Source organism: Shewanella psychromarinicola, from assembly GCF_003855155.1.
Taxonomy (GTDB): domain Bacteria; phylum Pseudomonadota; class Gammaproteobacteria; order Enterobacterales; family Shewanellaceae; genus Shewanella; species Shewanella psychromarinicola.
This window is the reverse complement of the sequence record NZ_CP034073.1, coordinates 1400628-1415879: the sequence shown is the minus strand read 5'-3', so window position 1 is coordinate 1415879 and position 15252 is coordinate 1400628. Positions and strand designations below refer to the sequence as shown.

Genomic DNA, 15252 nt, shown 5'->3' with positions numbered 1-15252 from the left:
ATTACTGACAAACAAGAGTAAATACTCGATGGGTGATGCTGATTATCACTCTTTATGGTCAGAAAACTTATTTCTCGCCATGTTTCGCTTCAATCATCTCAAAGACTTTCTTGTCGAATGCTTTATTATTGTATTCCGCTAAAATAGCCGTTGATGGGCAATTCAATGGAACATCTTTCACTAATAAGTGAATTTTTTGCTTGGAAAAAGCCAGTAAATTAGTCTCAAAAATAGCTAGCATCGCACCATAAACACTCGTATGCCATTGTTCTTTATAACGGTTAGCGATTCGCCATAATGTGTCACTATTATCCCGTTCAATCAAACATCTCACCTGTTGAGCTGATTTAACGCTTGATGGTGCTGGTAGTGATGGCTCTTGAGCCAAGCGATGGTCAACTTGCCGAGTTTTGGAGGCTCTCATAACGGGGGGGGTCGCAACTGGTGATGTTTGCTGATTATCAAGATTAGAGACTAAGGTTGCACTATTAACCGAATACGGTGCATCAAAAACGGCCATTATCGCTAACGTCGCCACTCCTGCCGCAGTGTCTTGAGTAATCATTAACTGCGCATTTGGATCACTGACAACGTCAGTGCCACTAAGCTGAAATAAGAAGTGATTAATCCCTTGTACCGTTAACTTCTGCTGCTGAACGTTACCATCATCTAACTGACGAATATAAAAGCTTAGCCGCGACACATCATCATTTTGAGCCACCATATTGACTCTTAATCTGGCTACTTTATTCAATTCAAATTGACGACTATTGATACTGACATGATCCACTTGAGCCGTTACTGCAGCAATATTACCTAATAATCCAAAGACTATGATACCGACCTCAATAAGTCCTTTACGCATATATGTTGCCCTATCTCTTTGATGACACTTAGAGGTAAACTGATCAACAATCCACTATACAATTGAAAAATGATGAAGTCTTATGCCCGTGTTTGTTGAAGTCGCCTTACCCGTCCCCTTGCGCAGAAACTTTAGTTATCGCGTAAAAGAGCAACATCAAGCGGGATTGCAAATAGGTCTTAGAGTTAAAGTCCCTTTTGGCCCTCAACAACTCATCGGCCTAATTACCGCTATTAATGATAGCTGTGACTTGGCACCGCAACAAATTAAATCTGTCACTGCAGTACTTGATGATGCCCCATTGTTACCTGATTCGCTCTATAAATTAACCCTATGGGCCGCCCGGTATTACTTTACCACTCAAGGACAAATGCTCAGCCAAGCGCTGCCGGTTGCATTGCGAAAAGGCCTAAACGCTGCACCGCAGGCGGTGATTGAATATCATTTAAGCCAACAAGGACGCAATGCTGATTCTAGCGTATTAAAACGTGCCCCAGCACAAAAAAAACTGTATGAGTTATTGCTGGCCAACTCAATTAGCCACGATGAATTCATCACCCAACAATTAAGCAAACCTGCGCTAAAGGCATTAGAACAAAGAGAGTGGATTGAACGGCAGCAAAAAGTGCTCAGCCATGATTTAAGTTGGCGTCAACAGCTGGTCATGAATGAATCACCCCATAAGCTTAACAAGCAACAAGCCGTCGCGGTGTCGGTGCTAACGCAACAACAAGGGTTTCATTGCACCTTATTAGAAGGGATTACCGGCTCAGGTAAAACCGAAGTCTACCTAACCTTGCTTGAGACTATTTTACAACAAGGCAAACAAGCACTTATTCTTGTTCCGGAAATCGGCTTAACCCCGCAAACCATTAATCGCTTTAAACGCCGTTTCGAAGTCAATGTTGCGGTGATCCACTCAGGACTAACCGATAATCAACGACTTGAGGCTTGGCGGCAAGCGCGTGTGGGCGAAGCGGCAATTATCATTGGTACTCGCTCAGCACTCTTTACGCCGATGGCCTACCCTGGATTAATTATTCTGGATGAAGAGCATGATAGTAGCTTTAAACAACAGGAAGGAGTGCGCTATCACGCCCGTGACTTAGCGGTAATGCGCGGACACCTTGAAGATATCCAGGTGGTTTTGGGGTCGGCGACACCATCGTTAGAAACCTTACAAAATGCATTATCAGGACGCTATCATCACCTTGAACTGAGCGAACGCGCCGGTGCGGCCCAAAAGGTCAAGCAAGGTATTGTCGATATTACTTCGCAGCCACTAAAAGCCGGCATGTCTACATCATTGATTAATGAAATGCGTATGCACCTTGACGCGGGTAATCAGGTGCTTCTGTTTTTAAACCGCCGTGGATTTGCTCCCGCCTTGCTGTGCCATGAATGTGGTCACTTACATGAATGCGATCGCTGTGATGCCTTTTTTACCGTCCATCAAGGCTTAAATGAAATATGTTGTCATCACTGCGGCAATCAATACGCTATTCCACGTCAATGCCATCAATGTGGTAGCACCATGCTAATGGGTCACGGCTTAGGCACCGAACAACTAGAACAAGAATTAATCAAACTGTTTCCCAAACACCCCGTTGTGCGTATTGACCGAGACACCACGCGAAGAAAGGGCTCGCTAGAGCAGCAGTTGAAGGGAATCTATATGGGAAAATATAAAATCCTGGTCGGCACGCAGATGCTCGCAAAAGGCCATCATTTCCCAGATGTGACCTTAGTCGGTTTACTTGATGTTGACGGCGCATTATTCAGTGCTGACTTTCGTGCACCAGAACGTTTTGGCCAGCTATATACTCAAGTATCGGGCCGTGCTGGCCGCGCAGACAAACCCGGCAAAGTGCTACTGCAAACCCATCAAAGTGATAACCCCATTTTACGTGATTTATTGAAACGCGGTTATGGTGAGTTCGCTCGCAGTCAGCTAAAAGAACGCCAACAAGCATTATTACCACCCGCATGGCACATGGTATTAATTCGTGCAGAAGCGCATTTAGCAGAAGATGCTGATGCTTTTTTAGCCCGAACCAGTGAACTATTACCACAAGATAAGGACTTTGAAATCATTGGCCCAATTCCGGCCCCCCTTGATCGCAAAGCAGGCAAATATCGACGCCAATTAATACTGCAAGCCAAGAGTAGGCAGCGTTTACAAACTGAATTTGAACGGGTATTAGCCCAAATTGAACAAATACCTGAAAGTAAGCGTTGTCGTTGGAGTATCGATCGTGATCCGCAGGATTTGATGTAATAAAACAGCAACATTACCGAGTTAACCGACCTTATATATGACATAAACTTCACTTAGGTTAGTATTCAATACAAAAAAACCCATATTTCCGTTAAAGCAGATAGCAATCACACCCCATAAACGGCTAAAATATGCGGTTCCGTCATGTCATTCATTTAACGAATTAGTGCAAGCAAACGCCCATGAAATCACATATTGAATCTTTACTAGAACAAACCATCGAATCCTTCAAACAACAAGGAATTGTGCCAGCTGATTTTCAAGCTCGCATTCAGGTCGATCGCACTAAAGATAAAAGTCATGGTGACTTAGCGACTAACCTTGCAATGATGCTGACCAAAGTGGCTAAGAAGAACCCTCGCGAATTAGCACGACTGATTATTGACACCTTGCCGGCATCATCTTATGTGGCCAAAGTGGAAATTGCTGGCCCAGGTTTTATTAACTTTTTCATTGATGATAATGCCCTCGCCAACCAACTGCAAAATGCATTGGATGATGCGCATTTAGGCATCACACTGCCGGCCAAGCAAACCATCGTTGTTGACTACTCATCGCCAAACTTAGCCAAAGAAATGCACGTAGGTCACTTACGTTCTACCATTATTGGTGACAGCGTGGTGCGTGCGCTCGAGTATTTAGGTCATAACGTCATTCGCCAAAACCACGTAGGCGACTGGGGCACCCAATTCGGTATGCTACTGGCGTTAATGGAAGAGTTACGCGCAGCCAATGGCGAACAAGCCAAAATGGAATTGTCTGACTTAGAAAGTTTTTATCGTGCGGCCAAGGTACGTTTTGATGAATCAACTGAATTTGCCACCCGGGCACGCCAACTGGTCGTCGCGCTTCAATCGGGTGATGAATACTGCAATAAATTATGGCGCGAGTTTAACGACATATCATTAAGCCACTGCCATGATGTATATAAGCGTTTAGGGGTTAGCTTAACCCGTGCCGATGTACACGGCGAAAGTGCCTATAATGCAGACTTAGCTCAAGTGGTTCACGATCTTGATGCACAAGGTTTATTAGTCGAAAGCAATGGCGCTAAAGTGGTCTTCCAAGAAGCCTTTCGCACCAAAGAGGGTGAACCTCTGCCTGTTATTATCCAAAAAGCGGATGGGGGTTATTTATATGCCACCTCAGATCTTGCCGCCATGCGTTATCGCTCAAACGTACTAAAAGCCGATCGCGCCTTGTACTTTGTCGACTTACGCCAAGCATTACATTTTCAACAAGTGTTTAGTCTTGCTAAGTTAGCCAAATTTGTTCGCCCAGAAATGTCACTCGAGCACACGGGCTTTGGCACCATGAATGGCGCAGATGGACGCCCTTTTAAAACCCGTTCTGGTGGTGTGGTTAAATTAGTTGATTTACTTGACGAAGCCGATGTCCGCGCACTTGAGCTGGTTCGCAGCAAAAATCCAGATATGGATGAAGCCACACTGACTGAAATTGCACGCGTAGTGGGGATAAGCTCAGTCAAATATGCAGATTTGTCCAAAAACCGTAGCAGTGATTACATTTTCAGTTTCGAGCAAATGCTCAGCTTTGAAGGTAATACCGCACCTTATCTATTATATGCCTACACCCGTGTCGCCGGTATTTTCAAGCGTGCTGAAGATATTGATCTTAGCCAAGCTAAGATTGTGCTTGAGCATCAAAAAGAAAAAGACTTAGGCACTAAACTGGCGCAGTTTGGTGAAGTATTAGCCCGCATGACCGACAAAGGTTTACCGCATGTATTGTGCGGTTATCTTTATGAGCTTGCGAGCGAGTTTTCGAGTTTTTATGAAGCTTGTCCTGTGCTTGCTGCCGAAACCGAGACTGAAAAACAGAGCCGTTTATTACTTTCACAATTAACCGCAAAAACGTTAAAAACGGGCTTATCGCTACTTGGCATTGAAACCCTAGAGCGGATGTAATTATGAGTCGTGACTACGCAAATCGCAAACCTCGTGCGGGCACTAAAGCCCGCGCGCCACAACGAAAAAAAGCACCTAAGGGCCCTTTTCCCTATTTGACTTTTTTTGTGATACTCACATTACTCATCGGTTTTGGCTATTTCTTATGGTCCATTAATGGCAGCTCCGACTCATCCGTCGTGACCGAGCCCGTTCAGCAACCGAAAACGAAAACGGTGCAAACTTCGACTGCAGAAGATCCTAAAAAAGTCATCAAGACAGATCCCAATGCACTGCCACCTAAGCCACAGGAAGAGTGGACTTATCTGGAAGAACTTGAAAACAAACAAGTTGAAATAGACTTGCCGCAGTCAGGCGTTGTGTCCAGCGGCATCTATCAAATGCAATGTGGATCATTTAGGAAAGAGTCGCAAGCAAATGAAATGAAAGCCAGAATAGCCTTCCAAGGCGTAGAGGCACAAGTGCGCCGCAGTGAGGGAAGCAACGGATTGTGGTTTCGCGTGGTATTAGGGCCTTTTCCTAACAAACGCGATGCAGAAAATAACCGCCACAAAATGCAACGAGCGGGTTTAAATGGCTGCATACTTTTGTCGTTGGACTAACGCTAGCGATCGGTTATAAAGCATAAATCTCCTAGCCCTGTCCACTCGAACAGGGCTTTTTATTACGTATCTCTTGATATCTGTCATTTTGTCCCCATATCCATTTTATCAATCAACAATTGCATTCACCCTAATCACCCGTTGATGTATTAGTAAAGAGGATTTAACGTGACTACTATCGTATCCGTACGCCGCAATAATCAAGTTGTCATCGCTGGTGATGGCCAAGTGTCTCTAGGCAATACCGTGATGAAAGGTAATGCACGTAAAGTGCGCCGCCTATACCACAATAAAGTCTTAGCCGGTTTTGCTGGCGGCACTGCCGATGCATTTACGCTTTTTGAGCGATTTGAAGCCAAGCTTGAAATGCATCAAGGCCATTTATTAAAGTCTGCTGTCGAATTGGCCAAAGATTGGCGCACCGACAAAATGCTGCGCAAACTCGAAGCCATGCTGGTAGTGGCTGACACTGAATCATCATTAATTATTACCGGTAATGGCGACGTTGTTGAACCTGAACATGATTTGATTGCAATTGGCTCTGGCGGAAACTATGCCCATGCATCAGCTTTAGCATTACTGCAAAATACCGAGTTAAGCGCCGAAGAAATCGCAGAAAAATCCCTGACGATTGCAGGCGACATTTGTGTATTCACCAACCAATTTAAAACCATCGAAAAGTTAGACTACTAATTCGAGCGTAAAGATAAGGAACCGTTATGTCTGAAATGACACCTCGTGAAATTGTTCACGAACTAGACTCGCATATCATCGGCCAACAAAATGCCAAACGCTCGGTTGCAGTCGCTCTTCGTAATCGCTGGCGCCGTATGCAATTAGAACCGGCGCTTCGTCATGAAGTGACCCCAAAAAATATTTTAATGATTGGCCCTACAGGCGTAGGTAAAACTGAAATCGCCCGTCGTTTAGCAAAGTTGGCTAACGCACCCTTTATTAAAGTTGAAGCCACAAAATTTACTGAAGTCGGCTATGTCGGTAAAGAAGTTGAACAAATCATCCGAGATTTGACTGACTCCGCAGTGAAAATGACCCGCGAACGACAAATGAAAAAATGCCGTCATCGCGCCGAAGAAATGGCCGAAGAACGTATTCTAGATGCGCTATTACCTAAGGTAAAAGATGACTGGGATACTGACAAAAAAGATAACTCTACCACCCGTCAGGTTTTCCGTAAAAAACTACGCGAAGGTCAACTCGACGACAAAGAAATTGAAATAGAAATTGCGGCTCCTCAAGTTGGAGTTGAAATTATGGCACCGCCAGGCATGGAAGAAATGACCAATCAGTTACAAGGCTTATTTCAAAATCTTGGTCAAAGTACTTCTAAGCATAAAAAGCTTAAAATTAAAGATGCTTACAAACAGTTAGTTGAAGATGAAGCCGCTAAGCTGGTCAATCAAGAAGACTTAAAAGAGCAAGCCATCGAGCTTGTTGAGCAAAACGGCATTGTGTTTTTAGACGAAATCGACAAGATTTGTCGGCGCGGCGAAAGCACTGGCCCCGATGTATCACGTGAAGGGGTACAACGTGACTTACTGCCATTAGTGGAAGGCTGCACTGTTAACACTAAGCATGGCATGGTAAAAACTGACCATATTTTGTTTATTGCTTCTGGTGCATTCCAGATGTCAAAACCGTCTGATTTAATCCCAGAACTTCAGGGCCGTTTACCGATTCGAGTTGAATTGGACGCCCTTACCGCTGCTGATTTCAAGCGTATTTTAACCGAACCTTATGCTTCGCTTACGGAGCAATATATTGCCTTAATGGCGACGGAAGGTGTAACCGTTACGTTTGAAGCGTCGGGTATTGAACGAATCGCAGAAGCCGCATGGCAGGTCAATGAGCGCACTGAAAATATTGGTGCTCGGCGTTTGCATACCGTGATGGAAAAATTGATGGAAGAGATTTCTTATGATGCCTCTGAAAAATCAGGTTCGACGTTTGTCATTGACGCTAAGTATGTTAATGACCATCTTGATACCTTGATACAAGATGAAGACTTAAGCCGCTTCATTTTATAGAGATGGCCCATAGTTAACCGTCAGTAAGTGTGATAAATCACGCTATATTTGCCTGTTATCACCCTCTTGCCATAGCAACTATTGAGTGATTAGTGCCACAATGGACTAATCATTTTTTTTGTGCAGGAAATACCATGACTCAATCAACGCCCACTGTGACCGGCATTAAGCTTAAACGTCAATCCAAGTTATTAGAAGTCACTTTCGATAACAGCCAAACCTACAACATCAGCTGTGAAATGCTACGGGTATTCTCACCCTCAGCAGAAGTGCAGCGTCATGGCAACCCAATATTGGTTACCCATAAGAAAGCCGTCAATATCACAACCCTCGAACCGGTTGGACATTACGCCGTTAAAATCATCTTTGATGATGGTCATGATACAGGCTTGTATTCTTGGAAGGTGCTACATAACTTATGCAGTAATCAAACTGAATTATGGCAACAGTATTTAGCCAGATTGCGGGCTGAGAAAGGTTCTCGAGAACCAATGATTGATATGAATATTAAGTATTCATAGCCTTGTTTTAACAATGGCCTACGGCCACACCTGCTTTTTCAAACTTCGTTTGAATTAACATCGCAAGGTTCCACCCTGCACGGGACCAAAAGGGGATCAAGTTCAGAGTTGAATTAGTCCCTTTAAGCTAGTATGGCTGGCACACTTCTGCCCCAAAGCCTTTTTAAGATATGGCCTGCGGCCACTAACGTCGTGGCGCTTCACCCACACCAGACCAAGAGGAAATCAACGGCTATTCCCTCTTGGTTCTTTGTTAAAGAATTGGCCCAGCCGCCCCGCAACATTTTTCCTATTGGCTTAAATAACAGCAGCGAAAAGGTCGCCATGGGGATTGATCCAGCTTTTAACTTCATTTGTAACCGTCTTCGGACTTATTCGAAAATGCTAACGCTTCCGATGGGGCGTCCCTTCCCCGCGAAAGCTAGCTGGCCGTCCATGGCCAGCTCACGTCATTTTCTTCAACGTCCTCAATTTAAATGTTGAATTTGTCCATTTCCAAATCAAGCAAACTAACTCATTTTGCCCAAAGTTTGTTAGAACCAAAGCTCTATTTAACAATGCTTGCCTTCGTTTTCCATACAAAAGTTAATCGATATTGCTCTTCTAAAGAGACCATTTTTTACTGGCTAGATTGCTTAATCTAATGAGCTGGTTTTATATACAGTTATAATGAGTTTTAGCTTAATTTAAATCAAACAACCCAATAAGTAAGTCTAAAGTAGTAAGTGTCAATTATGCGATTAAGCTTAACTTGTTGATATTTGAATAAATAAATTTCTACGGCGATTTTATGAACACTTTATTTTGGCCACCTCGGTTTGTTTTGGGTTTTGCGAATAACTTATCACTTTACATCAACGACATAGCAAATGTAGGATGATATTAATCAATAACTTAAGCGGCCGACTTTATTTGGCGAGCCGTTCAATAGACGTTCTACGCAAGGATGAAAATGTACATTTTCGAGTTAAATTATCCAGGCACTTGGCTTCAATTTGAAGATGAAGAAATCAAACGTGAAATTGAAAGTATGTTTAGAAGTATTGAGGGGATTGTTACAGAAGCTGCAATTTCACTATCAATGTTTGAAGCGTGTAGAAATGAAAGGCCTAACACCAAGAATGAATGGGAAAGAGATGCTGAACTGAGGCGAGAAATAGATGAAAGAATTCGCCAAGAGGCAGGTGAAGACTATTACCAAGATTTCGATAAATATCGAATACTCTCTGAAAAGCAATTAAGATTTAAAAAAGCTGAACTGGGAATACTGCCTAGATCCTATATCCATAAAATTCCATTTATACATGCCCATACATTTGTTTTTGCGGTTGACTCTTTTGGTAAATTTTTAGAAGAACTCTGTATTTATGATGGTATGCCTGAACAGGTACAGCACTGTCGTGATGAATTTAATCGTTTACTTCCTTCTGTCAGGAAAATTAGAAATTCCGCATTACATATTGAAGATCGTTCAAGAGGATATGGAACTTGGCAAGACAAGAAAAAAGGTAAAAAAATGGAAACAGAAGGCTTTCTTGGTTTGAGTAACCTTGAAAACAATCAGCTTTGTTACACAATCGACGACGGTAGTTATCAACGTGTTGAAATAAGTCAGCCCGTTTTAGATGTATTGGTGCAAATTACAAATCATTTGTTAGCAAGCTTTAAATGGGAAGGAAGTCCAAATATTGCTCCTCATTACTAATGCGTATAACAAAGCAAAGGCCGAACTCACGCTTTATTCAGATAAAGCAAACGACGACAGAATAATTTAATCCAATAGAAATGCTGACATTTCGGTCAATAATTCTCGAGATCAAGCCTAAACGGCTGCTTAGAAAGCCTCGTTAGCTATCACTTTTTAAGGCTTCACTCACCTAACGTTTACTACAGTACAAAACCTAAGCTTGTTCTGAACAACCCTATTCTTGATTAGAAAACACTCAAATGCTAACATGTTCTATAGGACACAGTGATACACTTAAAGGATGCTAAGTGGGGCAGAATATTTAAAACACCTGACTTTGCATCTTGGGCTAAAGATGAAAATTTAGATGATTCGGCCTTATTGACTGCGATTAAAGAAATTGAAGGTGGGCTAATAGATGCCAAACTTGGTGGCAATGTCATTAAAAAACGTGTTGCCCGTACTGGCCAAGGTAAAAGTGGCGGTTTTAGAACCATTATTGCTTTTAAAGTCGATGATAAAAATTTAGTGGGGTCAGTGTAAACTTTATGTCATTGCACTAAATCCGAAGCTCTAACGCACTTTTGTCCAAAAACGAGCTAGTTTCTGCTTGAAAATGCCTAAATTCAACTCTGAACTTGAGGCCGTTGAAGAAAATAGCGTGAGCTGGCCATGGATGGCCCGCTAGCTTTCGCGGTACAGGATGTACCATCGGAAGTGTTAGCATTTTCACTCTTTATTACAAGATGGGCCGAAGACGGTTACAGATGAAGTCAAAAGCTGGATAAATCCCCGTGGCGACGTTTTCGCTGTTTGAAAATGTTGCGGGGCGGCTGGGCCAATTCTTTTAAAAAGAGTAAAGAGGGAGCTGCCGTTGGTTTCCTCTTGGTCTGGTGTGGGTGAAGCGCCACGACGTTAGTGGCCGCAGGCCATAAGTTATAAACTGAAATAGTGCCAATTTAGTAAATTCAAGGTAAAAGTGGCGGTTTTAGAACCATTATTGCTTTTAAAGTCGATGATAAATCATTTTTTATATTTGGTTTTTCTAAGAATGAAAAAGCGAATATTTCGACAAAAGAAAAGACTGCATTAAAGATTATGGCCAAAGAGTTACTCGCTTACGATAATAAGCAATTAGCAAAAGCATTGAAACACAAAGCACTATTTGAGGTAATACGAGATGAGTAGATTATTAAAATCACTTCATAACACAGCACAAGGCTTACATGATGCAGGGATCATGAAAACAGCCACCATGCGTGAGCTTGATGAACTATGCTTGCCTGAAGTTAACGTATTATCTGCTGCTGAAATTAAACATATCCGTGTCTCAAATAGGCTTAGCCAACCCGTATTTGCTAGAGGTCTTAATGTCTCGGTATCGAGTGTGCAAAAATGGGAGCAAGGAAAACGGCATCCAGAAGGGCCCGCTTTAAAACTGCTAAATCTCGTGCAAAAAAATGGTTTTGATTTACTTAAAGCATAGCGACTACTTGAGACAAGATAAGCTTAACGTTGTCCTAACAAAGCAATATCTAATCCTACATAACTAAACCACCAATAAAAATGCCAGCATTTCTGCTGGCATTTTTTGTTCAACAATTAACTAGTTAAAGCTTAAAGCGCGGCTTGGAAAATCACGCTGTCAGCTTTCTTAGTGTAAGAATCGATTTGGTCGAAGTTCAAGTAACGATAAGTATCAGCTGCAGAGGCATCTAATTCTTTAGCGTAATCTTGATACTCTTCAGGTGAAGGTAAACGGCCTAATAACGCCGCTACTGCCGCAAGCTCTGCAGAGGCTAAGTAAACGTTTGCCCCCGTACCTAAACGGTTAGGGAAGTTACGCGTAGAGGTTGATACAACCGTTGCACCTGCCTCTACACGTGCTTGGTTACCCATACACAAAGAACAACCAGGGATCTCAATGCGAGCACCAACACGGCCGAAGATGGCGTAGTAACCCTCTTCCGTTAATTGATCGCGATCCATCTTAGTCGGTGGTGCAATCCATAAACGGGTTGGTAGCGTGGTAGCAAACTTTTCTAGCATCTTACCGGTCGCACGGAAGTGACCGATGTTGGTCATACAAGAACCGACAAACACTTCGTCAATCTTAGTTTGGGCAACGCTTGATAATAATACTGCATCATCAGGATCGTTTGGTGCACAAAGAATTGGCTCTTTGATGTCGTTTAAGTCGATTTCGATCACTTCTGCGTATTCAGCATCACTGTCCGCTTGCATCAACTCAGGATTAGCAATCCACTCTTGCATTGCAACGATACGACGTTCAATCGTACGACGATCGCCATAACCTTCAGCAATCATCCACTTTAACATCACGATGTTAGAGGTGAGATATTCAATGATCGGCTCTTTGTCTAGCTTAATGCTACAACCTGCAGCGGAACGCTCAGCAGAGGCATCAGATAATTCGAATGCTTGCTCAACTTTAAGCTTTTCAAGACCTTCGATTTCTAATACCCGGCCAGAGAAAGCGTTAATTTTGCCTTTTTTCTCAACCGTTAGCAGACCCATTTCAATGGCTTTTAATGGGATAGCATGGACTAAATCACGTAAGGTGATACCGGGTTGCATTTTGCCTTTAAAGCGTACTAACACTGACTCAGGCATATCAAGCGGCATCACACCTGTTGCCGCAGCAAATGCCACTAAGCCAGAACCTGCAGGGAACGAAATACCAATAGGGAAACGAGTATGTGAATCACCACCCGTACCAACGGTATCGGGTAATAACATCCGGTTTAACCACGAGTGAATAACCCCGTCACCTGGACGTAATGACACACCACCGCGGTTCATAATGAAATCCGGTAATGTGTGATGAGTTGTCACGTCAACAGGCTTTGGATAAGCCGCTGTATGGCAGAAAGACTGCATAGTTAAATCAGCACTAAAGCCTAAACAGGCTAAATCTTTCAACTCGTCACGTGTCATAGGGCCAGTGGTATCTTGTGAACCCACTGAAGTCATCTTAGGTTCACAGTATTGACCAGGACGCACCCCATCAACACCACACGCTTTACCGACCATTTTCTGAGCTAAAGTATAACCTTTGTCAGACGCGGCAATGTCTTGTGGGCGAACGAATACTGTCGATGCTTCAAGACCTAAAGTCTCACGCGCACGGTCAGTAAGACCACGGCCAATAATCAACGGAATACGACCACCAGCACGGACTTCGTCTAATAACACCTCGGTTTTTAATTCAAATGTTGAAATCACTTCATCTGTGCCATGACGCTTAACGACACCTTGATAAGGGTAGATATCAATGACATCACCAGTGTCCATCTGATCAACGTTGAGTTCGATCGGTAATGCACCCGCATCTTCCATGGTGTTGAAAAAGATCGGCGCAATCTTATTGCCTAAACAGAAGCCACCAGCACGCTTGTTCGGCACATAAGGAATATCATCGCCCATGAACCATAACACTGAGTTAGTGGCAGATTTACGTGAAGAACCGGTACCAACAACATCACCCACATAAACTAATGGATGACCTTTGCCTTTCAACGCTTCGATTTCTTTGATGGGTCCCACAACACCTGATTCATCAGGCACAATACCGTCACGAGCATTTTTCAACATCGCTAATGCATGCAGTGGAATATCAGGGCGAGACCATGCATCTGGCGCAGGCGACAAATCATCAGTGTTGGTTTCACCAGACACTTTAAATACGGTTAATGTGACTTTTTCAGTCAATTTAGGACGGTTTAAAAACCAATCGGCATTGGCCCAAGCTTCAACCACTTGTTTAGCCGATTCATTGCCCGCTTGCATTTTTTCAACAACATCGTGGTATGAATCAAACATCAACAATGTATTGGAGAGTGCTTTAACAGATAGAGGTGCTAATGCGGCATTATCTAATTGGTCAATTAACGGGTCAATGTTGTAACCACCTTGCATAGTGCCAAGTAGTTTAACAGCATGTTCAGCGCTTAAGATCGGAGATGACACAGTGCCTTTAGCTACGGCATCAAGGAAAGCGGCTTTAACATAAGCAGCTTCGTCTACTCCAGGTGGAATACGATGTTCTAGCAAATCGAGGACGAATGCCTCTTCACCTGCTGGAGGTGTTTCAACTAACTTAACCAGTTCAGCCACTTGTTGTGCATTTAATGGCTTAGGGACTACGCCCTCTGCAGCACGTTCTGCGACGTGTTTACGATATGCTTCTAGCACGGCAACATTCCTCTTTGTTTGACGCCTAACGGCAAAACTCAGCGTCATTATGATACGCTGATAATTCCACTGGTTCGGGCTTGAAATCCGACCTCCAGTATACTACAGCTTTGTAAAAGTATGAATCAGCTCACACTATTAGCGAGATGAAATCAACGCGATTTATCAGCCCAGAAATCAATTTACCGACAAGTTTACTAAAATAAAATTAGACAATAGTTTTAAACAGCCTTAAATTTCATTAGATACATGAACTTACAATGAACCAATGATTAAACTATCCACAAAGTTATATTCCACGCTGTCGATTAAATATTTTTTATAAAACACGGTTCTGATTGTGCCCTATCAACAACAAGGCAATAATTAGCCCTGACTATCGCCACCTTTATGGAACCAATATTGTGTCAACCCAGGTAAAAGCCGTTATTTTTGATATGGATGGAATTTTAATCGATTCTGAGCCCGCTTGGCAGATAGCCGAGCAAACTGTACTGAATGGTTGTGGGCTAAACCTCAGCCGCGAAGAAGTGGAGCAAACGACAGGCATGCGGATCGACCATGTTGTCAGTTATTGGTATCAACGCTTTCCTTGGCCAAATTATGATAATGCCGCCACGGCGACAAAAATAGTCAATGAAGTGATAGCCCAAATCAACGCCAATGGTGAGCCCATGCTCGGCGTGATTGAGTCGCTGGACGCGTGTAAACGCCTAGGGCTTAAAATCGGTTTAGCCACCTCGTCGTCATCACGGATTATTGAGGCTGTTTTGCATAAACTCACTATTGGTCATTATTTTGATGCGATTGAATCTGCTGAAAATCTAGCTTACGGCAAACCCCATCCCGAGGTGTATTTAAATTGTGCCACAGGGCTGGGCATAGCGCCGAGTCAATGCATCGCTATTGAAGATTCGTTTAATGGTTTGATTGCGGCTCGGGCAGCAAGCATGCAAACGGTAGCGATCCCTGCGCCTCATACCGCAACTCAAACGAAATGGGTTATTGCCCATCATCAGTTAGCTCACGCAGGATTATTACCCGCGCTGCTAGGGGCCTAGGTCACTACGCTGCTAAGGTCCTAGACCGCTACGCGGATAGTGCGCTGCGC

General features: G+C 43.3%; 13 protein-coding genes. 11 read left to right on the top strand and 2 right to left on the bottom strand.

Features of this window, described 5'->3' with window-relative positions; translation table 11 throughout:
- Nucleotides 1-67: 67 nt before the first annotated feature.
- On the bottom strand, nt 68-865 hold the full coding sequence (locus EGC80_RS06155; protein WP_124013440.1) for a FimV/HubP family polar landmark protein: 798 nt from the start codon (nt 863-865) through the stop codon (nt 68-70).
- A gap of 82 nt (nt 866-947) precedes the next feature.
- On the opposite strand from EGC80_RS06155, the gene priA reads away from it, so the two are divergent.
- From priA to EGC80_RS06105, 10 genes are all read left to right on the top strand, one after another.
- On the top strand, nt 948-3143 hold the full coding sequence (priA, locus tag EGC80_RS06150; RefSeq protein ID WP_124013439.1) for a primosomal protein N': 2196 nt from the start codon (nt 948-950) through the stop codon (nt 3141-3143).
- 182 nt (nt 3144-3325) lie between these two features.
- Complete coding sequence (argS, locus tag EGC80_RS06145; RefSeq protein ID WP_124013438.1) at nt 3326-5071, top strand: arginine--tRNA ligase; 1746 nt, start codon at nt 3326-3328, stop codon at nt 5069-5071.
- Nucleotides 5071-5673 carry an SPOR domain-containing protein gene (locus EGC80_RS06140; RefSeq protein ID WP_198554833.1) on the top strand — a complete coding sequence of 201 codons (603 nt, stop codon included), beginning with the start codon at nt 5071-5073 and terminating at the stop codon, nt 5671-5673. The genes argS and EGC80_RS06140 overlap by 1 nt, the downstream gene beginning before the upstream one ends.
- A 168-nt stretch (nt 5674-5841) precedes the next feature.
- Nucleotides 5842-6366, top strand: a complete 525-nt coding sequence (gene hslV, locus EGC80_RS06135; RefSeq protein WP_101033789.1) for an ATP-dependent protease subunit HslV — start codon at nt 5842-5844, stop codon at nt 6364-6366.
- Nucleotides 6367-6392: 26 nt separating this feature from the next.
- Complete coding sequence (gene hslU / locus EGC80_RS06130; RefSeq protein ID WP_124013437.1) at nt 6393-7718, top strand: ATP-dependent protease ATPase subunit HslU; 1326 nt, start codon at nt 6393-6395, stop codon at nt 7716-7718.
- A 134-nt stretch (nt 7719-7852) separates the two neighbouring features.
- Nucleotides 7853-8239: a gamma-butyrobetaine hydroxylase-like domain-containing protein gene (locus EGC80_RS06125; protein ID WP_101033787.1), complete on the top strand. Its 387-nt coding sequence runs from the start codon at nt 7853-7855 to the stop codon at nt 8237-8239.
- A gap of 952 nt (nt 8240-9191) precedes the next feature.
- Complete coding sequence (locus tag EGC80_RS06120) at nt 9192-9944, top strand: hypothetical protein (protein WP_206191866.1); 753 nt, start codon at nt 9192-9194, stop codon at nt 9942-9944.
- A 267-nt stretch (nt 9945-10211) separates the two neighbouring features.
- Nucleotides 10212-10469: a type II toxin-antitoxin system RelE/ParE family toxin gene (locus EGC80_RS06115; protein ID WP_233768600.1), complete on the top strand. Its 258-nt coding sequence runs from the start codon at nt 10212-10214 to the stop codon at nt 10467-10469.
- 423 nt (nt 10470-10892) lie between these two features.
- Nucleotides 10893-11114, top strand: coding sequence for a type II toxin-antitoxin system RelE/ParE family toxin (locus EGC80_RS06110; RefSeq protein ID WP_124013486.1), 222 nt, complete (start codon nt 10893-10895; stop codon nt 11112-11114).
- Entirely contained in the window at nt 11107-11412 is a 306-nt protein-coding gene (locus EGC80_RS06105; RefSeq protein WP_124013436.1) for a helix-turn-helix domain-containing protein, read from the top strand. The genes EGC80_RS06110 and EGC80_RS06105 overlap by 8 nt, the downstream gene beginning before the upstream one ends.
- Nucleotides 11413-11543: 131 nt before the next feature.
- On the opposite strand, the gene acnB is transcribed toward EGC80_RS06105, so the two are convergent.
- Nucleotides 11544-14141 (bottom strand): bifunctional aconitate hydratase 2/2-methylisocitrate dehydratase, encoded by a 2598-nt coding sequence (gene acnB / locus EGC80_RS06100; RefSeq protein ID WP_124013435.1) that lies wholly within the window; start codon nt 14139-14141, stop codon nt 11544-11546.
- 401 nt (nt 14142-14542) lie between these two features.
- Between acnB and hxpB the strand changes: the two genes are divergently transcribed.
- Nucleotides 14543-15202, top strand: a complete 660-nt coding sequence (hxpB, locus tag EGC80_RS06095; protein WP_124013485.1) for a hexitol phosphatase HxpB — start codon at nt 14543-14545, stop codon at nt 15200-15202.
- The last annotated feature ends 50 nt before the right edge of the window (nt 15203-15252 follow it).

What these genes read in the sequence shown, in the direction of transcription:
- hslU (WP_124013437.1), top strand. Translation starts at nt 6,393, where the DNA reads ATGTCTGAAATGACACCTCGTGAAATTGTTCACGAACTAGACTCGCAT.
- EGC80_RS06120 (WP_206191866.1), top strand. Translation starts at nt 9,192, where the DNA reads ATGTACATTTTCGAGTTAAATTATCCAGGCACTTGGCTTCAATTTGAA.
- priA (WP_124013439.1), top strand. Translation starts at nt 948, where the DNA reads ATGCCCGTGTTTGTTGAAGTCGCCTTACCCGTCCCCTTGCGCAGAAAC.
- EGC80_RS06155 (WP_124013440.1), bottom strand. Translation starts at nt 865, where the DNA reads ATGCGTAAAGGACTTATTGAGGTCGGTATCATAGTCTTTGGATTATTA.
- argS (WP_124013438.1), top strand. Translation starts at nt 3,326, where the DNA reads ATGAAATCACATATTGAATCTTTACTAGAACAAACCATCGAATCCTTC.
- EGC80_RS06125 (WP_101033787.1), top strand. Translation starts at nt 7,853, where the DNA reads ATGACTCAATCAACGCCCACTGTGACCGGCATTAAGCTTAAACGTCAA.
- EGC80_RS06105 (WP_124013436.1), top strand. Translation starts at nt 11,107, where the DNA reads ATGAGTAGATTATTAAAATCACTTCATAACACAGCACAAGGCTTACAT.